The organism is Ideonella flava, assembly GCF_051857595.1.
Classification (GTDB): Bacteria; Pseudomonadota; Gammaproteobacteria; order Burkholderiales; family Burkholderiaceae_C; genus Ideonella.
Map to the genome: position 1 here is coordinate 35,333 of NZ_JBPZHD010000003.1, position 24,458 is coordinate 59,790.

General features: G+C 68.2%; 20 protein-coding genes and 1 rRNA gene. 17 read left to right on the forward strand and 4 right to left on the reverse strand.

Annotated features, from left to right (window positions below; translation table 11 throughout):
- Positions 1-70: 70 nt before the first annotated feature.
- Positions 71-3,361 (forward strand): fused isobutyryl-CoA mutase/GTPase IcmF, encoded by a 3,291-nt coding sequence (gene icmF, locus ACS5PM_RS07015; RefSeq protein WP_439386885.1) that lies wholly within the window; start codon positions 71-73, stop codon positions 3,359-3,361.
- Positions 3,362-3,433: 72 nt separating this feature from the next.
- The gene (locus tag ACS5PM_RS07020) at positions 3,434-4,546 is read left to right on the forward strand and encodes a GGDEF domain-containing protein (protein ID WP_439386886.1); all 1,113 of its coding nucleotides are present in this window, start codon (positions 3,434-3,436) and stop codon (positions 4,544-4,546) included.
- Here the strand turns inward: ACS5PM_RS07020 and ACS5PM_RS07025 are convergent.
- Positions 4,521-5,462 carry a sigma-70 family RNA polymerase sigma factor gene (locus tag ACS5PM_RS07025; RefSeq protein WP_439386887.1) on the reverse strand — a complete coding sequence of 314 codons (942 nt, stop codon included), beginning with the start codon at positions 5,460-5,462 and terminating at the stop codon, positions 4,521-4,523. The genes ACS5PM_RS07020 and ACS5PM_RS07025 overlap by 26 nt on opposite strands.
- A 111-nt stretch (positions 5,463-5,573) precedes the next feature.
- Positions 5,574-6,098 carry an EF-hand domain-containing protein gene (locus tag ACS5PM_RS07030; protein WP_439386888.1) on the reverse strand — a complete coding sequence of 175 codons (525 nt, stop codon included), beginning with the start codon at positions 6,096-6,098 and terminating at the stop codon, positions 5,574-5,576.
- 155 nt (positions 6,099-6,253) lie between these two features.
- Here ACS5PM_RS07030 and ACS5PM_RS07035 point away from each other — a divergent pair, with 155 nt between their 5' ends.
- From ACS5PM_RS07035 to ACS5PM_RS07065, 7 genes are all read left to right on the forward strand, one after another.
- A complete protein-coding gene (locus ACS5PM_RS07035) occupies positions 6,254-7,723 on the forward strand; it encodes an AMP nucleosidase (RefSeq protein ID WP_439386889.1) in 1,470 nt (489 codons plus the stop codon).
- A gap of 116 nt (positions 7,724-7,839) precedes the next feature.
- Positions 7,840-9,405 carry a methyl-accepting chemotaxis protein gene (locus ACS5PM_RS07040; protein WP_439386890.1) on the forward strand — a complete coding sequence of 522 codons (1,566 nt, stop codon included), beginning with the start codon at positions 7,840-7,842 and terminating at the stop codon, positions 9,403-9,405.
- A 111-nt stretch (positions 9,406-9,516) separates the two neighbouring features.
- Positions 9,517-11,601 (forward strand): elongation factor G, encoded by a 2,085-nt coding sequence (gene fusA / locus ACS5PM_RS07045; RefSeq protein ID WP_439386891.1) that lies wholly within the window; start codon positions 9,517-9,519, stop codon positions 11,599-11,601.
- Between the two features lie 65 nt (positions 11,602-11,666).
- Positions 11,667-12,269, forward strand: coding sequence for a hypothetical protein (locus ACS5PM_RS07050; RefSeq protein ID WP_439386892.1), 603 nt, complete (start codon positions 11,667-11,669; stop codon positions 12,267-12,269).
- A 385-nt stretch (positions 12,270-12,654) separates the two neighbouring features.
- On the forward strand, positions 12,655-12,822 hold the full coding sequence (locus ACS5PM_RS07055) for a hypothetical protein (RefSeq protein WP_439386893.1): 168 nt from the start codon (positions 12,655-12,657) through the stop codon (positions 12,820-12,822).
- Positions 12,823-12,880: 58 nt separating this feature from the next.
- Complete coding sequence (locus tag ACS5PM_RS07060; RefSeq protein ID WP_439386894.1) at positions 12,881-13,159, forward strand: hypothetical protein; 279 nt, start codon at positions 12,881-12,883, stop codon at positions 13,157-13,159.
- 86 nt (positions 13,160-13,245) lie between these two features.
- Positions 13,246-14,094, forward strand: a complete 849-nt coding sequence (locus ACS5PM_RS07065; protein WP_439386895.1) for an HDOD domain-containing protein — start codon at positions 13,246-13,248, stop codon at positions 14,092-14,094.
- Positions 14,095-14,098: 4 nt separating this feature from the next.
- On the opposite strand, the gene ACS5PM_RS07070 is transcribed toward ACS5PM_RS07065, so the two are convergent.
- Entirely contained in the window at positions 14,099-15,013 is a 915-nt protein-coding gene (locus tag ACS5PM_RS07070; protein ID WP_439386896.1) for an esterase/lipase family protein, read from the reverse strand.
- A 105-nt stretch (positions 15,014-15,118) separates the two neighbouring features.
- Here ACS5PM_RS07070 and ACS5PM_RS07075 point away from each other — a divergent pair, with 105 nt between their 5' ends.
- From ACS5PM_RS07075 to ACS5PM_RS07110, 8 genes are all read left to right on the forward strand, one after another.
- Positions 15,119-15,877, forward strand: a complete 759-nt coding sequence (locus tag ACS5PM_RS07075; protein WP_439386897.1) for a DUF8198 family protein — start codon at positions 15,119-15,121, stop codon at positions 15,875-15,877.
- Between the two features lie 138 nt (positions 15,878-16,015).
- A complete protein-coding gene (locus ACS5PM_RS07080) occupies positions 16,016-17,719 on the forward strand; it encodes a long-chain-fatty-acid--CoA ligase (protein WP_439387288.1) in 1,704 nt (567 codons plus the stop codon).
- The gene (locus tag ACS5PM_RS07085; protein ID WP_439386898.1) at positions 17,716-18,666 is read left to right on the forward strand and encodes an MBL fold metallo-hydrolase; all 951 of its coding nucleotides are present in this window, start codon (positions 17,716-17,718) and stop codon (positions 18,664-18,666) included. The genes ACS5PM_RS07080 and ACS5PM_RS07085 overlap by 4 nt, the downstream gene beginning before the upstream one ends.
- Before the next feature lie 245 nt (positions 18,667-18,911).
- A complete protein-coding gene (locus ACS5PM_RS07090) occupies positions 18,912-19,865 on the forward strand; it encodes a hypothetical protein (RefSeq protein WP_439386899.1) in 954 nt (317 codons plus the stop codon).
- Between the two features lie 59 nt (positions 19,866-19,924).
- Positions 19,925-21,289: a cytochrome P450 gene (locus ACS5PM_RS07095; RefSeq protein WP_439386900.1), complete on the forward strand. Its 1,365-nt coding sequence runs from the start codon at positions 19,925-19,927 to the stop codon at positions 21,287-21,289.
- 8 nt (positions 21,290-21,297) lie between these two features.
- A complete protein-coding gene (locus tag ACS5PM_RS07100; RefSeq protein ID WP_439386901.1) occupies positions 21,298-21,630 on the forward strand; it encodes a hypothetical protein in 333 nt (110 codons plus the stop codon).
- Between the two features lie 59 nt (positions 21,631-21,689).
- Positions 21,690-22,886 carry a hypothetical protein gene (locus ACS5PM_RS07105; RefSeq protein WP_439386902.1) on the forward strand — a complete coding sequence of 399 codons (1,197 nt, stop codon included), beginning with the start codon at positions 21,690-21,692 and terminating at the stop codon, positions 22,884-22,886.
- A complete protein-coding gene (locus ACS5PM_RS07110; protein ID WP_439386903.1) occupies positions 22,883-24,151 on the forward strand; it encodes a glycosyltransferase in 1,269 nt (422 codons plus the stop codon). The genes ACS5PM_RS07105 and ACS5PM_RS07110 overlap by 4 nt, the downstream gene beginning before the upstream one ends.
- An 89-nt stretch (positions 24,152-24,240) precedes the next feature.
- Here the strand turns inward: ACS5PM_RS07110 and rrf are convergent.
- Positions 24,241-24,353 (reverse strand): 5S ribosomal RNA (gene rrf, locus ACS5PM_RS07115).
- Between the last annotated feature and the right edge of the window lie 105 nt (positions 24,354-24,458).

Here is a 24,458-nt window from a genome sequence, read left to right on the forward strand (position 1 = left end):
AGCTCCCGCCCTTCATGCACAATTGACGTTTACGTAAACGTCAATCAACCCAGCCTCCGCCGAGCCCACCATGACCGACCTGTCCGCCGAATTCAAGGCCCTGGCCGCCTACCGCCCGACGAACAAGGTGCGCTTCGTCACCGCCGCGTCGCTGTTCGACGGCCATGACGCCGCGATCAACATCATGCGGCGCATCCTGCAGGGCATGGGGGCGGAAGTGGTCCACCTCGGACACAACCGCTCGGTCGACGAGGTCGTGACCGCAGCGCTGCAGGAGGACGCCCAGGCCATCGCGGTGTCCAGTTACCAGGGCGGGCACAACGAGTATTTCGCCTACATGGTGGAGCTGCTGCGCTCCCGCGGCGGTGCCCACATCCAGGTCTTCGGGGGCGGCGGCGGCGTCATCGTGCCGGCCGAGATCCGCGCGCTGGCCGACCTGGGCGTGCGCATCTACAGCCCGGAAGACGGCCAGCGCATGGGCTTGCAGGGCATGATCGGCGAGATGGTCATGCGCGCCGACGCCGACCTGTCGGTTCATGCGCCCAAGCGCGTGGAGGCTATCCAGGGCCACACCGAGGCCGCCTGGCGTGCGCTCGCCCAGGCCGTCACGGCGCTCGAGAACGGCCGGGCCGACGAAGGCTTCGTCCAGGCGATCCACGAGGCGGCCAAGACCCATCCGGCCCCCGTGCTGGGCATCACTGGTACCGGCGGCGCCGGCAAGTCCAGCCTCACCGACGAGCTCATCCGCCGACTGAGGCTGGACCAGGACGACACCCTGCGGATCGCCGTCATCTCGATCGACCCTTCGCGCCGCAAGAGCGGCGGCGCGCTTCTGGGTGACCGCATCCGCATGAACGCCATCGGCCCCTGGTCACAGGGCCACCGCGTCTACGTGCGCAGCCTGGCCACGCGCGACACCGGCAGCGAGGTCTCGGCGGCCCTGCCCGACGTGATCGCCGCCTGCCGCGCCGCCGGCTTCGACCTGGTCATTGTCGAGACCTCGGGCATAGGCCAGGGCGATGCGGCCATCGTGCCGATGGTCGACGTGCCGATGTACGTGATGACGCCGGAATTCGGCGCCGCCAGCCAGCTCGAGAAGATCGACATGCTCGACTTCGCCGAGTTCGTGGCCATCAACAAGTTCGACCGCAAGGGCGCGGCCGATGCGCTGCGCGACGTGAGCAAGCAGGTGCAGCGCAACCGCGAGGCCTTCACCACCTCGGCTGACCAGATGCCGGTCTTCGGCACCATGGCCAGCCGCTTCAACGACGATGGCGTGACGGCGCTCTACCAGGCCCTGAAGGTTCGCCTGGGCGCGCTCGGACTGCCGCTGGGCGAGGGTCGCCTGCCCACCGTGAACACGCGCCACAGCACCCACCAGACGCCCATCGTGCCGCCGGCCCGCGTGCGCTACCTGGCCGAAATCTCCGAAACCGTGCGCGGCTACAAGGCCCGCGCCCGCGCGCAGGCCCGCCTGGCGCGCGAGATCCAGCAGCTGCGCGAGTCCAGCCGCATGCTGCACGAGGCCATCCCCGAGAAGCACCGGGCCCGCGACGCACTGGCCGAGCAGGCCGAGCTGAGGGAGGCCAGGCTCGACGCCGATGCGAAGCGCCTGCTGGGGCAGTGGCCCGACATGGTGAAGGCCTACGCCGGCGACGAGTACGTGGTGAAGATCCGGGACAAGGAGGTCCGCACCCAGCTCGTGCACACCACGCTGTCGGGGTCGAAGATCCGCAAGGTGGCGCTGCCCGGCTACGAGGACCACGGCGAGATCCTCAAGTGGCTGATGCTGGACAACGTGCCGGGCAGCTTCCCCTACACCGCCGGCGTCTTCGCCTTCAAGCGCGAGGGCGAGGACCCGACCCGCATGTTCGCCGGCGAGGGCGACGCCTTCCGCACCAACCGGCGCTTCAAGCTCGTCTCCGAGGGCATGCCGGCCAAGCGCTTGTCGACGGCCTTCGACTCGGTGACGCTGTACGGCGCCGACCCGGCCCCGCGGCCCGACATCTACGGCAAGGTCGGCAACTCCGGCGTCTCCATCGCCACGCTGGACGACATGAAAGTGCTGTACTCCGGCTTCGACCTGTGCAGCCCGACGACCTCGGTGTCGATGACGATCAACGGCCCGGCGCCGACCATCCTCGCGATGTTCATGAACACCGCGGTCGACCAGCAGCTCGACAAGTTCCGCGCCGACAACCAGCGCGAGCCGACCGACACCGAGGCCGCCAAGATCAAGGAATGGGTGCTGGCCAATGTGCGCGGCACCGTGCAGGCCGACATCCTGAAGGAGGACCAGGGCCAGAACACCTGCATCTTCTCCACCGAGTTCAGCCTGAAGGTCATGGGCGACATCGCCGAGTACTTCGTGCACCACGACGTGCGCAACTTCTACTCGGTGTCGATCTCGGGCTACCACATCGCCGAAGCCGGGGCCAACCCGATCTCGCAGCTGGCTTTCACGCTGAGCAACGGCTTCACCTTCGTCGAGGCGTACCTCGCGAGGGGCATGCACATCGACGACTTCGCGCCCAATCTCAGCTTCTTCTTCAGCAACGGGATGGACCCGGAGTACACCGTGCTCGGCCGCGTCGCGCGCCGCATCTGGGCGGTGGCGATGAAGGAGAAGTACGGCGCCAACGAGCGCTCGCAGAAGTTGAAGTACCACATCCAGACCTCGGGCCGCAGCCTGCACGCGCAGGAGATCGCCTTCAACGACATCCGCACGACCTTGCAGGCGCTGATCGCGATCTACGACAACTGCAACTCGCTGCACACCAACGCCTACGACGAGGCGATCACCACGCCGACGGAGGAGTCGGTGCGCCGCGCGATGGCGATCCAGCTCATCATCAACCGCGAGTGGGGCCTAGCGAAGAACGAGAACCCGAACCAGGGCGCCTTCGTGATCGAGGAGCTGACCGAGCTGGTCGAGGAGGCGGTGCTGGCCGAGTTCGAGAAGATCGCCGAGCGCGGCGGCGTGCTGGGTGCGATGGAGACCGGCTACCAGCGCAGCAAGATCCAGGAAGAGTCGATGCACTACGAGATGCTCAAGCACACCGGCGAGTACCCCATCATCGGCGTCAACACCTTCCGCAATCCGCACGGCGACCCGGTGTCCGACCACATCGAGCTGGCGCGCTCGACCGAAGAGGAAAAGCAAAGCCAGCTGGACCGCCTGGGCGAGTTCCAACAGCGCCATTCGGCCCAGGCGCCGGCAATTCTCAAGCGGCTTCAGGCCGCGGTGATCGAGAACCGCAACGTGTTCGAGGTCCTGATGGACGCGGTGCGTGTGTGTTCGCTCGGCCAGATCACCTCGGCGCTTTTCGAGGTCGGCGGGCAGTACCGTCGCAGCATGTGATCGCGCGGGTTCCGGGACTTTGACCGGCCTGTTCAGGGCCTTGCAGACGGACGGGCCGCCCGACAATCGGGCATGTCCCGCCAGGCCGGTCGCCACCCCCTGAGCCGCGAGCACGCGATGCTGCGCGGCTTGCTGCTGGCCGGCTGCGTGGCGATCACCGTGATCTGGGCGATGGAAGCGGTGCGCGGCGAGCTGGCCACCTGGGATCGCTGGGCCTACCCTGGCCTGCTGGCTGCGCTCGGAACGTGCTCCGCGCTACTGACCTGGTGGCCGCAAAGGGCCGACCTGGCCCGGTTGATCGCCGTGGCGTCCTTCAACGCCTACTCGCCGTTCGCGCTGTTCAACATCCTGTTCGTCGGCGTAGGGCCGCCGGACGAATACCAGCTGCTGACCAACCTGTACTGGCTGCCCATGGCCTACGGCACGGCTTTCGTCTTCCTGACGATGCGCGCCGCCCTGGTCCTGTCAGGCGCCGTCTATGCCGGCACCTTCGGCGTGATCCTGTGGCATCTGCACAGAGGCGACATGCTGCACTGGCCGACCTGGCTGGCACCGATGATGAGCAACCTGGCCGTCGCGCAGGTGGTGTACGTCATCGTGCTGCTGGCGGTCTCGCGGCTGCGAGCCGACTACTACCGCAACGAGGCGGTGATGCAGACCATGCAGCAGGTCGCGTCCACCGACCCGCTGACCGGGCTGCTGAATCGGCGCGCGCTGAGTGACCATCTCGCGGCCGCGCGCTCCCTCGTGCAACGCGGCGCGCAGCCGATGTCGGCGATCCTCATCGACGTCGACCATTTCAAGCAGATCAATGACTCCGGAGGGCATGCGCTGGGCGACCGTGCCCTGGTCGAGCTGGCCGCCAGGCTGCAGGATCAACTGCGGCTGTCCGACCGGCTGGGCCGCTGGGGCGGCGAAGAGTTCCTGGTCATGGCCGCGGCGACGCCGCTGCCCGCGGCCGGCGAGCTGGCCGAGCGGATCCGCCGCGCGGCGGCCGACAAGGAGTGTGCCGGGCGCCGGATCACCTTGAGTCTGGGCGTCGCCCAGTGCCGCCTCGACGACACGATCGACAGCCTCATCCAGCGCGCCGACCGGGCGCTCTACGCCGCCAAGGCCGGCGGACGCAATCGCGTGTGCCTGGAAGATGACCCGGTGACGCTCAGCCCCAGCGAGTCGTTGGCGTGATCTCGATGTAGTCGTCGTCGCCCGGCGCGGGCTTGTCCGCACTGCGGCCACGGCGGCTCAGCACCGTCTCCATCATCTCGTTCCAGGCGTCCTGCGGCGTCTGGTGCAGATCGGCCTCGCGCTGGCGCATCAGCTCGGCGAACTCCTCGGACGACTTGTCGGGGTACCGATCCGTCGCGCGGCTCGGCACGTTGCCGAAGTGGATCGCCACCCGGCGCACCACCGAGTGGTAGATCTGCGAGACGCGCGAAGGCGTGACCTTGAGCGACTTGGCGACCTCCAGCGGCGTGAGCCCGATGCCCAGGTAGGCGTCGATCACCATGCGCTCGCGCTCGGGCAGGTCGGCGAAGAAGCTCTCGAGGCGGCGCATCACGATGCCGGTGTCGACGCGGGCCTCGACCTCTTCCTGCGGCGTGGCGGGGTGGTAGCGGTGGCTGTGGTCCCCGCCCTCGTCGCTGTCCTCGCCATCGAGGTTGACCTGATGACGGCCCATCTGGTCGGCCTGCATCAGGGAGTTGATCTCTTCGGCAGGCATGCCCGTGGCGGCCGCCAGCTGGGTGTTGTTCGGCTCGACGCCATGCACCTGGCGATGGCGCTCGCGCGCGATCTGGATGACCTTGATCTTGCGGCGCTCGCCTCGGCTGAGGAAATCCATCTGGCGCAGTTCGTCCAGCATGGCGCCCTTCACGCGCATGCGGGCGTAGCGTACGAAGGCTTCCTGTGCCTCAGGGCTGTCGCGGTCGCCCTCCCACTCGAAGCTGACGGCAGCCTGGGCGACGGCGATCAGCCCGACCTGGATCAGGTCAGCCCGTTCGACATTGGCCGGCAGATGGCGTACCAGCGCCTGTGCCTGCTTGCGAACCCAGGACTGGTTCTTCGCGATCAGGACCGACGGGACACCCTGCATCGAGATCATGGTGTCCCATCATAGGCCTGCCGCCGCGGTTGCAAGTCATCCAAAAGTGGGGGGAATTGCCGCCATTGGCGGCCCTTGCCCCCTGCCGGGCCGCAACCCGGCCGGCGCCGGTCAGCGACCGCGCATGGCGGCCATTTCGTCGGCCGTCACGCGGCCGTCATGGTCGGCGTCGGCCGCCTCGAAGCGCTTCATCGCCTTTGGATTGGCGGCGACTTCATCCCGAGTGATGATGCCGTCGTGGTTGGCGTCCAACGACATCAGGTCCTTGCCGACCTTGCCGGCGGCCTTGGCCTCGGTGCCGCGGTGCGTCTTGGCATAGGCCTTGAGCTCCGCCGGCAGGACGCGGCCGTCGTGGTCGGCGTCGATCTCGTCGAACTTGCCGGCCAGGTTGGGGGCCGCGGCCGCCTCTTCGCGGCTGATGGCGCCGTCGTGGTTGGTGTCGATCGCGGCGAACTTGTCGGCCCCCATGCGGTGCGGCTTGGCTCCGGGCGTCGTCGTCATCGACGACGGCGGAGCAGTGGGCGTGGCCGGCGGCTGGATGGGCGGGGCGGGCGGCGTCGACGTCTGCGAGTACGAGACGACGGGCGCCAGCAGCGCGAGCGACGCGGCCAGCAAGGCGATGGTGTGTCGGTTCAAAACTTTCTCCTTGAAAAGCAGCGCGGCTGCATGAGGCCGCTGACCGAGCAACGCGCCGCAGGGTCCTCCGGGGCGACCGGCCCTCCCCGCGTTTACGCGAATTTACCCGCGGATTCGGCACCGCCGACGAGCTGTCCGAGGCGCGAGAATGGACCATGACCGAAGCCCCTTTCACGCCACGACAGACCTTCGACGATGCCGACGCCGCCCTGGCCCAGGTGGTTGCGCTGTACCAGAGCCAGGTCCAGCATCTGCGGCAACACCTGCAGGACTTCGTGTCAGGCCAGGAGCCCACCAGCAGGGTGCGTGCCTGGTACCCCAGCGTGCGGGTGCAGACCGACACGGTCGCCCGGGCCGACACCCGGCTGAGCTTCGGCTTCGTGGCCGGGCCGGGCGCCTACGAGACCACCCTCACTCGCCCCGACCTGTTCTCGGAGTACTACCGCGAGCAGTTCAAACTGCTGCTGCGCAACCACGGCGTGGCGCTGGACATCGGCCTGGGCACGCAGCCCATCCCGGTGCATTTTTCGCTGGCCGAGGCCGATCACCTCGAAGGCACGCTCACGCCCGCGCGGCGCGTGCGCCTGCGCGACCTGTTCGACCTGCCGGACCTGGCCGCCATGGACGACGGCATCGCCAATGGCACCCACGAGCCGGCACCGCGCGAGCCGCATCCGCTGGCGCTGTTCACCGCGCCCCGGGTGGACTACTCGCTGCACAGGATGCGGCACTACACCGGCACCGCGCCGGAGCATTTCCAGAACTTCGTCCTGTTCACCAACTACCAGTTCTACATCGACGAGTTCATCCGGCTGGGCCACCAGTGGATGAACGACCCGGCCAGCGACTACGTGGCCTTCGTGGAGCCCGGCAACGTGGTCACGCCCCGTGTGGGGACGGGGGGCCAGGCCAGCGGTACCGCCCCGGCCCGGCTGCCGCAGATGCCGGCCTACCACCTGATGCGGCGAGGCCATGGCGGCATCACCATGATCAACATCGGCGTCGGGCCCGCCAACGCCAAGAACATCACGGACCACGTGGCAGTGCTCAGGCCGCATGCCTGGATCATGCTCGGCCACTGCGCCGGCCTTCGCAACACCCAGCAGCTGGGCGACTACGTGCTGGCGCACGGCTATGTGCGCGAGGACCACGTGCTCGATGAGGAGCTGCCCCTGTGGGTGCCTATCCCGCCGCTGGCCGAGGTCCAGCTGGCGCTGGAGCACGCCGTGGCCGAGGTGACGCAGCTGTCGGGCTACGAGCTGAAGAAGATCATGCGTACTGGCACCGTCGCTTCCACCGACAACCGCAATTGGGAGCTCCTGCCGCATCCGGGCCCCGAGCGCCGCTTCAGCCAGAGCCGGGCGATCGCGCTCGACATGGAATCGGCCACGATCGCGGCCAACGGCTTCCGCTTCCGCGTGCCCTACGGGACCTTGCTGTGCGTGAGCGACAAGCCCCTGCACGGTGAGATCAAGCTGCCCGGGATGGCCAACCACTTCTACCGGGAGCGGGTCGACCAGCACCTGCGCATAGGCGTGCGGGCCCTGGAACTGCTGCGCGAATCCAGCGTCGGCCAACTGCACAGCCGCAAGCTGCGGGGGTTTGCGGAGGTGGCGTTCCAATAGCGGAGGCCGGCGCACGAAGTGCGTGATGAATGCCCCGCATATCTCCCGGCGCCCCTCGGGGACGAGCTGTACGCTCGTTCAGTGGGCCGAATGCCGCGTCCAAGGGAGATCAAGACATGTTTTTCAATCGTTTCCGCGTGAAGGCCAAGCTGATGCTTGCCTTCGCCGTACTGGCGGGCGTTGTCGTGCTCGTCTCTGGACTGTCGCTGCGGTCGCTCGGCCGCTCCAATGACCGCTTCGCCGACTACCTGTCGGGCGTCGGGCTGCGCGAATCCATCGCCACCGACATTCGCAGCGCCGCCGCGCAACGCGCCATCTCCGCGCGCAACCTGGTGCTGGTCACCCAGCCGGCCGACCGGGAGTCGGAGAAGGCCGCTGTCGAACGGGCTCACCAGGAAGTGCAAACCCACATCTCCCGGCTGAAGCAGTCGATCGAAGGCGCCACCGACGCCACCGCCGAGGAGCGCGGCCTGGTCACGCAGATCGAGCACATCGAAGGGCGATACGGCCCGGTCGCGCTGGCCATCGTGGGCATGGCGCTCGAGGGCAAGCGCGACGAGGCGATTGCCAAGATGAACGCCGAATGCCGCCCGCTGCTGGCTGAACTCCTCAAGACCTCCGAGACCCTGATCGAGAGCGATCAGGCCGCTGCCAAGGCACGAGCCGCGACGGCCGAGGCGGCCTATTCGGAGGATCGACTCCTCCTCGTCCTGGCCTGCGTGGCCGCGGTGGCCGCCGCCGTGGGCCTGGGATGGGTGCTTTCGAACGCCGTGACAGTGCCGCTGAACCGTGCGGTGCGCGTGGCCGAAGCCGTCGCATCGGGTGACTTGAGCACCCAGATCGCCGTCGATCGCACGGACGAGACGGGGCTCCTGCTGTCCTCGCTCAAGCGCATGAACGACAGCCTTTCCGGCATGGTGGGCCAGGTGCGGCGCTCGGCCGACCAGATCGCCACGGCGTCTTCGCAGATAGCCACAGGGAACCAGGACCTGTCGAATCGCACCGAGGAGCAGGCCGCCGCGCTGCAACAGACGGTCGCCTCCATGGCGCAGATGACCAGCACCGTGCAGCACAACGCCGAGAACTCCCGCCAGGCCAGCGAACTCGCCCAGTCCGCCGCCGAGGCGGCCGGGCGTGGCGGCGAGGTGGTGCGGCGGGTCGTCGCCACGATGGGTGAAATCAGCGCCTCCAGCCGGCAGATCGGCGACATCATCGGCGTGATCGACGGCATCGCCTTCCAGACCAACATCCTCGCGTTGAACGCTGCCGTGGAAGCCGCGCGGGCGGGCGAGCAGGGCCGCGGCTTTGCGGTGGTCGCGGGTGAAGTGCGTTCGCTCGCGCAGCGCAGCGCGCAGGCCGCGCGCGAGATCAAGGGACTCATAGGCACCAGCGTCGACAAGGTCGAGGCCGGCAGCCAGTTGGTCGGCGAGGCGGGCGATGCGATGCAGGACATCGTCACCCAGGTACAGCGCATGAATGGCCTGATGGCCGAGATCGACGCCTCCACGCGGGAGCAGAGCCGGGGCATAGAGCAGGTCAACGACGCCATAGGCTCCATCGACCGCGGCACGCAACAGAACGCTGCCCTGGTCGAGCAGAGCTCGGCGGCCGCCGAGAGCCTGACGCAACAGGCCGGGGGGCTGCTGCAGTCGATCGCCGTGTTCAGGACCGCGACGGCCTGAGCGCCCGGCCCGCCGCCGCCGGCCGGCCTTCTCGGTGTTCGGTCGCTTGCGCCCTCTGGCGGGCAGGCGTAGGCTGGCTCTCACGCCTCGTTCATCGAGAGGAGAGCCAACATGTCAAGCCCAGATGTTCCGGCGGCCGGGGCCTCGGCCGCCGGTGCGACGGAGATTGCCGGCATCCGAACCCTAGCGCTCGTCGGGCCGGCCGCCGCAGGAAAGACCTCGCTGTCCGAAGCCATGCTCGTCAAGGCGGGCATGATCGGCGCCCCAGGAACCCTGGAACGAGGCACCACCGTCAGCGACCACGACCCGCTCGAGCGCCGCCTTCAGCACTCGCTGAACTCCTCGGTGATGCACCTGAAGCACGCCGATACCCGGATCCACTTCATCGACACGCCGGGCGCCCCCGATTTCATTGGGCAGTCCCTGCCCTCGCTGGAAGCCGTCGAGACGGCGGCCATCGTCATCAGCGCCACGACCGGCATCGAACCGATGGCGGTGCGCATGATGCGACACGCGGCCGATCGCCACCTCGACCGCATGATCATCGTCAACAAGATCGATGCGCCCGGAGTGGACCTGGCCGGCCTGCTGGCGCAGATCCAGGCGACGTTCGGCAAGGAATGCCTGCCGCTGAACCTGCCCGCCGGCGGCGGCAACACCGTCATCGACTGCTTCTACAACCGCGAGGGATCGGCCGACATCTCGTCGGTCGAGGCGGCGCACCGCGCGCTGGTGGAACAGGTGGTCGAGGTCGATGCGGATTTCGTCGAGCGCTACCTGAACGACGGCGACGTGGATGCGAAGGAACTCCACGCGCCCCTGGAAGAAGCCCTGCGCCAGGGCCACCTGATCCCAGTGTGCTTCGTCTCGGCCCGCACCGGCGCCGGCATCCGGGAACTGCTCGACGTGATCGTGCGGCTGCTGCCCAATCCCGCTGAAGGCAATCCGCCCGACTTCCTTCGCGGAGAAGGCGCCGAAGCCCAGCCCATGCACGCCACGCCGGATCCGGACCTGCACGTGCTCGCCCAGGTCTTCAGGGTCACCGTCGACCCCTACGTCGGCAAGATGGGTGTCTTCCGCGTGCACCAGGGCACCATCACGCCGAACAGCCTGCTGTACGTCGGCGATGGCCGCAAGCCGTTCAAGGTGGGCCACCTGTTCATGCTGCAGGGCAAGGACCACGTCGAGGTGCAGAAGGCGGTGCCTGGCGACATCTGCGCGGTGGCGAAGGTCGATGCCCTGCACTTCGACGCGGTGCTGCACGACGCGGCCGAGGACGACCACATCCACCTCGCGCCGCTGGACTTTCCGGTACCGGTGCACGGCCTCGCCATCGAGCCCAAGCGGCACGGCGACGAGCAACGCATGTGGGAAATCCTGCAGAAGCTCGTCGACGAGGACCCGTGCCTGAAGGTGGAGCACGTGGCCGCCACCAACGAAACCATCGTCAACGGCCTGGGCGACCTGCACCTGCGCATCCTGCTGGACCGCCTGCGCGACGTCTACAAGTTCGAGGTCAACACGCGGCCGCCCCGAGTGGCCTACCGCGAGACCATCACCGGCAAGGCCGAGGGCCACCACCGCCACAAGAAGCAGACCGGCGGGGCCGGCCAGTTCGGCGAGGTGTTCCTGCGCGTCGAGCCCCTTCCGCGCGGCAGCGGCTTCCAGTTTGCCGACGAGGTCAAGGGCGGCACGATCCCCAACACCTTCATCCCGGCGGTCGAGAAAGGCGTGCGCGAGGCGCTGGCCGCAGGCGTGATCGCCGGCTACTCGGTGGTGGACATCAAGGTCACCGTCTACGACGGCAAGAGCCACAGCGTGGACAGCAAGGAGATCGCCTTCGTCACCGCCGGCCGCAAGGCCACGGTGGCCGGCATCCTGGAGGCGCGGCCCATCGTGCTGGAGCCCATCGTCAACGTGGAGATCACCGCGCCGGAAAGCTCGACCGGCGACATCACCGGCGACCTGTCGTCCCGCCGCGCGCAGGTGGCCGGCACCGACGCGCAGATGGCGGGCCTGATGCTGGTGCGCGCGCAGGCGCCGCTGGCCGAACTGATGAACTACCAGAGCCGCCTCAACGCCCTGACCAGCGGCCAGGGCCGCTACACCCTGAGCCTGTCGCACTACGAGGCGGTGCCGCCCAATGTGCAGCAGCAATTGATCAGCCAGCACAAGGTGGCACCGACCGAGGAATGACGCCCGCCGGCCCCGGATGACCGCAAGCCGCGCCCGCAAGGCAACGCGGCTTTATCATCCGGGCCATGGAGTTTCCCCGCGACGTGGCGGCGATTCGCCTCGACAACGCCCTGCTGTTGTTCGACGAGTTCGTCCGAGCCACCGTCAAGCACCCGGATGCCGCCACCTTGCGCGGCCTTGAAAGGCGATTCGCAGAGCGCCTGCAGATCCAGCCGAGCTATTGGAGCCAGATCAAGGGCCGATCGCGCCAGATCGGCGAGCGGCTGGCGCGCCAGTTCGAACAGTGCTGCCAGAAGCCCTACGGCTGGATGGACCAGCCCCAGGGTGGCGGGCGCGCCGCGCTGGGCGCCTCGGCGCCTGAGGCGGATGCCGACGCACCGCTGCCGCAGGACGACGACGAGCGCTTCATCGTCGGCCTGGTGCTGACCTACTACCGGCGCCACCCCCAGCGAGCGCGGACGCGCCTGCTGGACCTGCTGGGCGAAGTGCTGATGCCGCCGGCCGTCCTGGCTCCCTCGACGCCGGCCACCGCGCCCAGGGCGTCGCCTCCGGTGAAACCGCCGGCGCCTTCGGGCGCGCCCGTCCGGCCCGCCGCGGCCGTCGATGATGCGCATGCCCTGTGGCTGCAGACCCAGAGCAGGGTCGCCCCCCTGAAGAAGAAGCGCTGATTCCGCACCGGCCGGCCGTGCGAGGGCCCGGCATCCCCAGTTGTGGGGATGCCTTCCTGATAAAAAGTGCTTGCGCAAGATAATCACTCGTTTATCATTGCGCCCAGCTCAGGGAATGAGCCTTCGCTCCGGTTGCTAGCAGCCGGCCCGCCCACCCAACCCGGATCACCGATGCTGCTGAACTCGTCCCGCAAGACGTTTGCCTGCCTGGCCGCCATCCCGGTTGCCGGCGAGGCCGTCGCCCAGACCCCGGTGAACCGCCACCGACGCCCGCGCTGACCCTGCCGCCTTTGGCGGCTTCATCAGCACCACGGCCCGGGCGGTTCTCCTCCCGGGCCGTTTGCATTGGTCACTCCGAAACCCCGACTCAGTCGCAGGAGCCTTCATGAAGTTCGTCATCGCCACCGCCAAGCCACGCAATCCGCTGGTCGGTCCGTCGCGACTGCGTCGCGCCGGCCGCCACGGGGCCTCCCGCAAGGCGCAGCGCCAGCAAGCCCGCCAAGCCCTGCGCCGCGACCTGAACCACGCCGGGGCCGAACAACACGGCCCGTGAAAAGACCACCCGGCACGCGCCGCCGAAGACGGCGCCGTGCCCGATCCGGAGATCCGCCATGTATCGCCCGTTCTATCTTCCCCAGCCCGCGCAAGGCGCCGCCTCCTGGCAACCGGTCAGCGCGGCTCATCCGGCTCGCAGGCTCGCCGCGCGGCAACTGCGACGCGCCGGCGCCTGGCTCGCCTGGATGGCACGTCAGCTGGCCGTTCCCGCGCGCCGCCCGGCAGCGCCCGGCCCCCTGCCCGAGGTCGAGTTCTGCGCCGAGGCCGGTGCGCCCGAAGGCGCGCTGTTCGTCAACGGCCAGTACGTCGGCCGCCTCGACGTCAGCCGGCTTTGATCCGGCCGATCATCGCCCCCTCAACTCGGGCGATCGCTGGCCGATAAACCGAAGGCCGGGCTGCCACAAGCGCCCGGCCTTCGGCCATGAACGCACCAGATGCCCCCCTGTTCCCCTCTCGCCGCACGCCGATGGACGTGGCCGGATGGGTGCGCTATTTCCAGCTGGCGGAGATTCCCGTGCAACGCCACACGGCCGAGGCACTCGAAGACCTGCGCCTCAACGAGGACGCCGTCGACGCCCGCATGCTGGCCGAGCTGATCTCGGTCGACCCGCTGATGACGCTGAAGCTGCTGGCCTATACGGCCGCGCTGCCACGCAGCCGGCGCCTGACCGACGTGGAGACCGCGCGCGAGGCGCTGGTGCTGATCGGCATCACGCCCTTCTTTCGTGATTTCGGACCGCAACCGACCATCGAAGCCCATCTGCAAGGTCAGCCCGAGGCCCTGCAGGGACTCCACGAGGTGATCCACCGGGCGCACCGAGCGGCCCGCTTCGCGCTGGCCTTTGCCGTTCATCGCGGCGACCACGATGCGCCCGTGATCCACGAGGCGGCCCTGTTGCACGACTTCGCCGAGATGCTGCTGTGGCTGCACGCGCCTCACCTCGCCCTGGACATCGCCTATCGCCAGAAGGCCGATCCCACGCTGCGCAGTGCAGCCGCCCAGCGAGCGCTGCTGGGCGTGCCGCTGTCCGACATCCAGCATGCGCTGATGGTGGCGTGGCGGCTGCCCGAGCTGCTGGTGCAGATCACCGACGACACCAAGGCCGGCGCCAGCCAGGTCCGCAACGTCATGCTGGCCATCCGCCTGGCACGGCACACCACGCGCGGCTGGGACAACCCGGCGCTGCCCGACGACCTGCACGACATCGCGCAGCTGCTGAATCTCGGTCCGGGGCCCACCGAAACCCTGGTGCACGGACTGGACCACTGAAGGCTCAGGGCGGCGCCGGGATCCCGAGGGCCCGCCACAGCGCCGCCATCACCTCCCCGCGGTGCACGAGCTCTATGTGCGCGGTGCCCGGCACATGCTGGCCGCTGGCGCCGGGCAGCAGGGCGTTCGATGCGGGGAACACGATGTTGTCCCCATGGCCGTAGATGCAGTGGAAAAGACGTGAGCGCGACGGCGGCTCCGCCGCCTCGAGCGCCCGCAGCCAGTCCCCGCCGGGCTTCATCTGCCTCGCGTTGATGCCGAGATGGGCGAAGTTCGCCAGCCAGGTCCCGCGGTGGGGCGTCCCGATCGTGACGACGCCACGCACCCGGCCATCAGACTGCTTCGCCGCCAGCCACGCACGGATCGCCAGCCCGCCCATGCTGTGCCCCACCAGCAGCGGCCGTTCGCCGGTGGCCTGCTCCAGGCGCACCACCGCCGCTTCGATGATGGGCACGTAGTCATCGATGGAACCGAAGACCGGCTCGAGGTCCACCGCGACGAACGGCACGCCAGCCCTGCGCAGTTGCCTGAGCCACGGAGTCCAGAGGCCGCGGTTGCAGACAAAGCCATGGACGAGCACCACCCCCGTCCGCCCCCGCCCGTCGGCAGGGACGAAGTCTGGCTCGGCCCGGGACCGAAACGGTTGGCGCCAGCCGAAGACGAGCGGCGCCGCCCGCACCTCGCCCCACCAGGCCGAGAGCCAGTCGCCCCAGCTGGCAGGTGGAGCAGGATCGCTGCGGTTGTGCCAGCGCATCAGGGCGAAGCTGACGCCGAGCCAGGCGGCATGCGCGCCGAGCACGGCGCCCGCCGCCACGAGGGCGATCAGCGGATGCCCGGCGCGCCAGGGCAGCACGCAGGCGGCGACCAGAGCGGCGAGCCACCCCAGCACCAGCGCCTGTTGCAATCGGGCCAGTCTCATCGAGCCAGTGTTGCATTGAATGATCCCGGCGCACCCACGTCCGGCTAGACCTCCCACTCCATGTCAAGGCGGCGCCCGCTCGGCTGCGTTAGGCTGCTTCGCGACATGGCGGACGACCCACACCCTTCAAGCACCGGCTCCGGCGCAAGCATCCTGGCCCACCTGCGGCAGGTCGAGGCCGAGCGCGCCGCGCGCGCGGCCGAACCCGACTGGGCCACCCGTGTAGCGGCGTTGAAGGCTTATCAGCACGCCCGCTTCGCTCGCACCCATGCGGATCTGCTGGCGGACCCGCGCCATGCGGCTGCCGCCCGGTTCTTCCTCGATGACCTGTACGGCCCGCAGGACTTTGCCGAACGGGATGCCCAGTTCGCGCGCATCGTGCCCGCGCTGGTCCGCCTGTTCCCGGCCGAGGTGGTGGCGACGGTGGACTCCCTGGCGGCCTTGCATGCCCTGTCGGAGTCGCTCGACAGCCAGATGGCCCGATCGTTGCCCGGGCCGGCCATCGACGCGCCGTCGTACCTCCGTGCCTGGCAGGCGACCGGGCGTCGCGCCGATCGGCAGCGACAGATCGAGCTGGTCGTCGCCCTCGGACGACAGCTCGAGCACTACACGCGCAACCGCTGGCTCGGCGGCAGCCTGCGGCTCATGCGCGGGCCGGCCCGCGCCGCAGGGCTGGGTTCGCTGCAGGCTTTTCTCGAGCGGGGCTTCGACACCTTTGCGGGCCTGAACCGTCACCCGGCCGGAGCCGCCGATTTCATGCGCCGCATCGAGACCCGCGAGGTCCTGCTGATGAACGCCTTGTTCGACACGGGAGCCGGCGCCGGCCCGGCCATCTTGTCCGAGCCGCTAGGACAACTCCCGTAGCCGGCAACGCGCGGCAGCCGCCAGCATCCGGTTGCGGGCTCCCCGCGCCGTCCTGCACCTTCTTCTTGCGCATTCATCGTGAACGACACCGTCCTGCCGCGTTCGGCCGCCGAACCCACTTCCCCTGCCTTGGCCAGCATCACGGCGCCCGCGCCACCGCGGCCCTGGCTTTCGCACTACCCAGCCGGCGTGCCGGCCCAGGTGGACGCGGCGAGGTACCCGTCGCTGGTGGCCCTGCTGGAAGAGGCCTGGCGTCGTCACGGCCAGCGCGACGCCGCGATCTGCATGGGGCGTCGCCTGCGCTTCCGCGAGGTCGACGAGTTTTCGCACGCCCTGGCCGCCTGGCTGCAGGCACAGGGGCTGGCCAAGGGCGATCGCGTCGCCTTGATGATGCCCAACCTGCCGCAGTACATGGTGGCCATAGGTGCCGTGCTGCGTGCCGGCTGCGTCGTGGTCAACGTGAACCCGCTGTACACCGCCCGCGAACTCGCCCATCAGCTCAAGGACAGTGGAGCACGCGCCATCATCGTGCTCGAGAACTTCGCGCACACACTGGAGGAGGTCATCGAGGGCACCGACGTCCGGCACGTGGTGCTGGCCAGCATGGGTGATCTGCTCGGCTTCTGGAAGGGGCAGCTCGTCAACTTCGCGGTGCGTCACCTCAAGAAGCTCGTGCCGGAATATCGCCTGCCGCTGGGCGAAGGCCGCGGTGTCACCCGCTTCAACATGGCCGTGGCCGAGGGCACGCGGCTTTCGCTCAAGCCGGTGAGCGTCGGGCCCGAGGACGTGGCCTTCCTGCAGTACACCGGCGGGACCACCGGCGTATCCAAGGGCGCCACGCTGCTGCACCGCAATGTGGTGGCCAACATCCTGCAATCGGAGGCCTGGTTCAGCCCGGTGCTGGCCAGGCTGGGCGACAGGCCGTTGACCATCGTCTGTGCCCTGCCGCTCTACCACATCTTCGCGCTGACGGTGTGCTACATGTTTGGCGCGCGCATGGGCATGACGAACCTGCTCATCCCGAATCCGCGCGACATCCCGGGGCTGATCGCGACGCTAGCCCAGCATCGGGTGAACATGTTTCCCGCGGTCAACACGCTGTTCAACGCACTCGTCAACGAGCCCGCCTTCGCCCAGCTCGATTTCACCGAACTCGTGGTCAGCAACGGCGGCGGCATGGCGGTGCAGAAGGCCACGGCCGAGAAGTGGCTGAAGGTGACCGGCTGCCCCATCGTCGAAGGCTACGGGCTGTCCGAGACTTCACCCGTCGCCACGAGCAACCGGCTCGACAGCACCGAGTTCAGCGGCACCATCGGCATGCCCGTGCCCTCGACGGAGATCGCGATCCGGGACGAGGAAGGTCGCGACCTGCCCTTTGGCACGCCTGGCGAGATCTGCATCCGTGGTCCGCAGGTCATGGCGGGGTACTGGAAGCGGCCCGACGAGACGGCGCTGGCGATGTACGCCGACGGCTTCTTCCGCAGCGGAGACATCGGGGTGATGGACGAGCGCGGCCTGGTGCGCATCGTCGACCGCAAGAAGGACATGATCCTGGTCTCCGGCTTCAACGTCTACCCGACCGAGATCGAGCAGGTGGTCAACCTCCATCCCGGCGTGCTCGAGTGCGCCGCGATCGGGATCCCCGACGCGCGCTCGGGCGAGGCGGTCAAGCTCTTCGTGGTGAAGAAGGATCTTGGCCTGATGGAGGAAGACGTCGCCGCCTGGTGTCGGGACAACTTCACCGCCTACAAGCGCCCGAAGGTGATCGAGTTCCGCGACGAGCTGCCCAAGTCGAACGTGGGCAAGGTGCTGCGGCGCGAGTTGCGCGCGCCGGCTTCATGACGAGCGAGTGGGCCGGGGTCCTGGCCACCCTGGGCGCGCAGGTCCTGCAGCGCGACTGGCTGTCTGCGAACCAGGTGGTGTTCGCCGATGGGGGTGCTCAGGCCCCGCCGACGGTCGTGGACACGGGTTACGCGCGACATGAAGGGATGACGCTGGATCTCGTCGGCCACGCCCTGGCCGGCAAGCCACTCGGGCGCATCGTCAACACGCACTTGCACTCGGATCACTGCGGTGGCAATCGGGCGCTGCAGGAGCGGTATCCCGGCGCGGTCACGCTGGTGCCCACGCCGTCGCTCGAGCCGGCCGGCGCCTGGGACGAGGAGCGCCTGACCTATCGCCTGACCGGCCAGCGATGCGACCGGTTCAGGGTCGACGGCGGGATGGCACCAGGCTCGTCGCTGCTGCTGGGCCCCACCGAATGGCAGGTCCATGGGGCCCCGGGCCACGATCCGGATGCCGTGCTGCTTTTCGAGCCGCAGACGCGCACCCTGATCTCGGGCGACGCCCTGTGGGAGGACAGGCTGGCGATCATCTTCCCGGAGCTCTTCGGCGAGGACGGTTTCGGCGCCACGCGGCGCACCCTCGCGCTGATCGAATCGCTCTCGCCGCGGCTCGTGATCCCAGGCCATGGCGCGGTCTTCGGCGACGTGGCGGCCGCCCTGGCCAGCAGCCGCCGCCGGCTCGATGCCTTCGAAAAGGATCCGCTGCGCCACGTACAGCATGCAGCGCGCGCGCTGGCCATGTTCCACATGATGGAGCACCAGGTGCGGGTGCGGGAAGAACTCGAGCGCTGGCTGGTCGACACACCCATCTTCGGGCTGGCCGCCTCGCGAGCGGCCCGCGTCGCGCCTGAGCCGGCGCGCTGGGCGCTTGAGCTGGTCGAGAAACTGGTGGACGACGGCCTGCTGCGGGCCGAGGCCGAGTGGGTTCGCCTGCCCACGGCCTGAGCATTCGAGCGAGCGGACACAATCCCCGCATGCAGCTGTACCGGCGCGTGTTCTTCATCGCAGGCTTCGATCCCAAGAGTCCTCGCTACTATCACCAGCTGTACCGGGGCCTGGCGCGTCACCGCGCGCCCGGGGCTGAAGGGCATGGTGGCCCGCCGCCCGAGGTGGGTCCGCGTCGCGCCTTGAACAATTGGGCAGATGAATGGGACGTCTCCTGGCCAGGCCCGGATGGCTCGCCGCCACTGATGACCCGCTACACCGTGCTGCGCTGGGACGACATCGTGCGCAGGCATTGGGCTCGGGGGATGCGCACGGTGTGGCGCGACCACTGGCTGTTCTACGTCGACGGCTGGCGGCAGGGGTTCTTTCGGCGGACCTGGCAGGGTTCTCGCCGGAACTGGATGTTCGTCACCTTTCCGCTAGCGCTGCTCGTGGCGTGGATGCTGTTGGCGCTGGCCCTGGGGGCCGGAGTGATCGGCGTCCTGCCCTCTACCTGGGCCCCTCTCGCACCGGTGGTCGCGGTGGCGATCGTCGTCGCAGGGGCGCACTGGAGCTGGCGCCGGGTGTCTCATTGGCTCGGCGCCGACTGGCTCATGCGGCTGTACGGTTTTTCGCACGCGCAGGCCGCCAGCCAGCTCGACGGCCTGCAACAGCGCATCGACGCCATGGCAGCCCTGATCCGCGAATCTGCGGCGGCCGACGCGCCGGCTCGCGAACTGCTGGTGGTCGGACACAGCGCGGGCGCGACTCTGGCGGCCAGCGCCTTGTCGCGTGCCCTGGCTCGCCTGCCTTCGACTCTCGGGCTCACGCCGGAATTCGGCCTGCTGACTCTGGGGCACTGCATCCCGCTGGTCTACTTGTTCGAAACCGCCGAAGACCTGCGTGAGGAACTCGACTCCCTGGTCGCCGACAGGCGATTGACCTGGGTCGACTACACAGCTCCTGCGGATTGGGCCGGCTGTGCGGAAATCCCCCCCTGGCCCCGCCCGGGCGCGGCGCGCCTGCTGCGCTTGTCGCCCCGGTTTCCCCAGATCCTCGATGCACAGCGATACCGGTCGCTGCGACGCAACCGGCTCGCCATGCACATGCAGTACCTGAAGCCTCCCGACCGCGCGGGCAGCTACGATCTGCTGGCCTTCACCGCGGGCGCGCAAACCCTCAGGGAACGTCACCCGAGCGCGACCCCCGGCATGCCATGACCGAACGCTTCTGCCCTCACTATCCTCCGCCACAAGCCGAACGCCCCTCGGCATGGCGCATGTTCTTCAGCAAGCGTCGCTCATGGCTGGATGCGCTTTACGCCCGCAGCTATCACATGAAGATGGGCGAAGTGCACCTGCCGGGCGTCGACCTCTACATGGTCAATGAACCTTCGCTCGTGCGCCGGGTGATGGTCGAGGAGGCGGCAGCCTTTCCGAAGCACGAGATGCTGGGCGATGCCCTGCGGCCGCTGCTGGGCGACAGCATCTTCACCACCAACGGCGAGGTCTGGCGGCGGCAGCGCGCGCTGATGGATCCGTCCTTCGAGGCGGCCCGCATCCGGCACGTCTTCGGCCGCATGCGCGAGGCCTCGGAGGCCATGGCCGCCAGGTTGCGCCAGGTGCCCGAAGGGGCCGAGCACGACGTGGAGATAGAGATGACCCACGTCGCGGCCGACATCATCCTGCGCACCATTCTTTCCCAGCCTCTGGACAGCGCGGCCGCGCGCCAGATCTTCGAGGCCTTTGCACGCTACCAGTCGCTGGCGCCGCGCCTGATGATGCCGGCCTTCTTCGGCCTGCGGTGGTTGCAGCCCTGGTGGCAGATCGGCCGCAGCCGCCGAGCGGCCGCGGAGATCCGTTCGTTGCTGGCGACGCTGATTCGGCCGCGTTTCGATGCTGCTCGTGCGGGCAACGCCACCGAGGAAGGTGACATCCTGGCCACGCTGCTTCGGGTGCGCGACGAGCACAGTGGAGCGGGTTTCGAATTCGACGAGCTGGTCGACCAGGTCGCCATGCTGTTCCTGGCGGGTCACGAGACCTCGGCCAGCGCGCTGTCCTGGGCGTTGCACCTGTTGGCCCACGCGCCGGACGTTCAGCAGCGCCTGCATGACGAAGCCGCGCAGGTGTTCGACCCGGCCAGTGACGATCCCGGCGCGATGAAGGATCTCGTTCTGGCCCGCAACGTCTTCCGGGAGGCGCTTCGCCTGTTCCCACCCGTGGGCTTTCTGGCGCGCCAGTCAGCGCAGGACTGCACCATGCGCGACAAGCGGGTTTCCCGCGGTGCTTCGGTCGTGATTTCTCCTTGGCTGATACAGCGGCATCGCGCGCTCTGGGCTCGTCCGGACGAGTTCGACCCGGACCGGTATGACGATGCGGCCAAGGGGGCACCGGGTGACGATGCCTTGCCGGTTCGTGAGTCGCTGCGCCGGGCCTACCTGCCGTTCGGCATGGGCCCCCGTGTGTGCATAGGCGCAGCGTTCGCTCAGCAGGAGGCCAGCTTGATCCTGGCGACGCTGGCGCGCGAGTTCCGCTTCGAGCCAGTGGCCGGACACGTCCCGGAGCCGGTCGGACGCCTGACGATTCGCGCGGGCAACGGCATCCGGCTTCGAGTGCACCAGCGGCGCGGCGGTGAGCGGCGATGAAGGAGCGGATGGCGGGATTCCTGGTGATGACGGCCATCGTGCCGATGGCGATCGCCGGCTACCTGTTGCTGGTGCTGATCGGCCTCGGCGGGCCGACGTCGCGCGGCCGCGCCGGCGTGCGGGCGCTGGATCACTTCGTGAACGCCTCGCTGTTCAACGGGTACGCCTGGGAGTCGGTGTCGTCTCACGCGTGGCGGGCGCGCGATCGCCGTTGGGCGCGGGGCGTGATCTGGCTCACCGACCGGTTCCAGCCTGGCCATTGCCGCCGCGCGAACAAGCGCGAGCAGCCGATCGTGGACCTGATGCTGGCCAAGGGCCTGCACAAGCAGACGATCTTCTGATGCCGGCAAGCGACGCAGCGACGTCCCCTGCGCCCACGCAGCCGGTCCGCAGACGCCACGTGCTGTACGTGAGCGGCTTCGATCCCCAGGGGCCCGGGCACTATCACTCGCTCTATGTGGAGCAGGCCGCCGTTCAAGCGAGCGTGAACGGGGTGCGAATCGACGTCGGTGCGAGGCAACGGTCTGGCTCGAATGCTGCCTGGGACGTGCACTGGCATTCGCCCGATGGCGCAATGGCCGTGGAGACACGCTACGAATTCCTTCGTTGGGATGACATCGTGCGGCAGCATTGGCCGCGCGGCCAGGGGCGCTTGCTGGCGCTGACATTGGCGGCTACAGCCCGCATGCTGGCCAATGGTTCGCTGTGGCGCATCTTGCAGACCAGCTGGCCAGCCTTCGTGGCGCTTGCCGCCCCAGCGGCCGTGATCCTGGCCGTGACGGTCGGCCTGCTGGGCATCGGCGGGCTGGCCGGCTGGGTTTGGCGCGCCTCGCATCCTGCTCTGGCAGTCGGTGGGGCCGCGACGTTGGTCACGCTGCTGTGGGCGCTGGCGCGCCGCGCGCAGGCCAAGGTGCAGATGGCTTGGCTGATGAGGAGCGCGAGCGTCATCCTCGAGCAGGCCCGAGGTCACCTGCCCGCTCTGGAGCAGCGCCTGGACGATTTCGCGTCCCGCCTCATCGAACTGGCGCGCTTGCCGGAGGTCGATGAAGTCCTGGTGGTCGGGCACAGCTCCGGCGCCATGCTGGCGGTCAGCGTGATGGCGCGTGCCTTGGCACGGGAGCCCCGGCTACTCGAGCAGAACGCCTGTGTGGCACTGCTTACCCTTGGCCACTGCATTCCGGTGCTGAGCTATCAGCCGGAGGCGATGCGCTTTAGAGGTGAATTGGCGCGGCTGCGGCAAGAGCAGCGGCTGACCTGGCTTGACTTCACGGCACCGCCGGACGGGTGCTGTTTCGCCTTGATGGATCCGACCGAAGTGTGCCTCGACGGACTGCAAGGCTCGGGATCACTCCCGCCGGGCGGGCCCAAGCGTCTGTCCCCTCGATTTGCACAGAGTTTCTCGTCGGCTCGCTATCGCTCGATACGGCGCGACAAGTACCGCTGCCACTTCCAGTACCTCATGGCCACTGAGGTGCCGGCGGCCTACGACTATTTCAGCGTGACGGCAGGGCCGATCCGCCTGGCCGACCGGTTTGCCAATCTAAGCAGCGTCACCGGGTTCCGAGACTTTCAGTGTTTCGGTGGACCGAAGCGATGAAGTTCGCCATCGTCACGCTGGGCAGCGCAGGCGACCTCCACCCGTTCCTTGCGATCGCCCGCGCACTGGTGGAACGCGGACATGAAGTGCACCTCCTGACCCAGGCGCCATACGAATCGGAGGTACGGGCGGAGGGGGTCGATTTCTTCCCGGTCGCAACGCAGGACGAGCATGAGCGCACTCTGCGGCACCCTTTGCTCTGGCATCCGCTGCACGGGTTCGGCGTGCTTTGGCGCCATCTCGCCGTGCCAGCCATAGGTCCTACCCTTCACGCGATCGACCTGCTTTCTGCGAGCGGGTCATTGACAGTGCTCGCCTCTCCCCTTGCGGCCGGGGCACGCCTGGCGCGAGAGCTCTGGCCCGGTCGCGTTCGACTTCTTTCGGGCTACACGGCCCCCATGGGACTGCGCAGCACTTCCGATCCGATGTTCATGGGGTCTTGGCGGGTCCCCAGCTTCGTGCCGCGCGGCGTGCGAAGTGGACTGTGGAAAGCCCTGGATCGATGGAAGCTCGAGCCGATGGCGCAGCCCGCCATGCGCCAGTGGACCCATCGTTTGGCGCTGCCCCCGTTCAGTGGCTCGCTTTTCGGCGAAGCTCTGCATTCACCGGATGGGGGAGTGGCGCTGTTTCCGCCCTGGTTCGCCTCGGTGCCGCTCGAGTGGGCGAGGCGAGGCGTACGCCAGACGGGTTTTCCAGTCTTCGAACCAACCCAGACTCTCGGACTCGGCGAGGACGTGGTCTCGTTCCTCGACAAACCGACCCGCTTTGCCGTGGTCTACCCTGGGTCAGCGGATCGACGAGCTGAGTCAGTCACCGGGCCCATCCTGGCGGCCTGTCGCGAGCTGGATCTGCGCGCGTTGGTGCTATCACGATTTGGTCCTCAAGGCGCCACTCCGGAGGCCAACACTCTGTGGACCGCCAACGCCCCGCTGAGGCTGATCCTGCCTGCCGCGTCCGCCTTTATTCACCATGGTGGCATCGGCAGCATCGCGCAGGCCTTTGTCGCCCGGGCGCCACAGCTCATATTGGCTTCGGCTTACGACCAGTTTGAAAATGGAACCAGGGTCGAACAACTGCACCGAGGTCGTTGGCTTCAGGCAGCAAACGCATCCGCGAAATCAGTTCGCGGCGCATTGGAAGAGCTCAGCGCCATGGCGAAGGCAACTGTCGTGATCCCGCTCCAACTCGCCAGCCTACCTGGTCGCCCCAATCAGGCGGTACAAGAAACCTGCAATATTCTCGAGGACCGCAAGGGTGCTGCTTGAATCCGCGCCCCTGATCCGGTCAGCTCCCGTCTCGCAGCCCAAAAAGAAAAAAGCCCGAACGCTATCAAGCATTCGGGCTTTTGATATTAGCCTGACGATGTCCTACTTTCACACGGGAATCCGCACTATCATCGGCGCAGAGGCGTTTCACTGTCCTGTTCGGGATGGGAAGGAGTGGGACCACCTCGCTATGGTCATCAGGCTTAACTTGTTGCCTGGCAGTCGAGTGGACTGCCAAGCCAATTCAATAGAGTCGAATCAGATGATTGCGTACACCGAGATTTTCGGCATAACTATAAATTCTCAC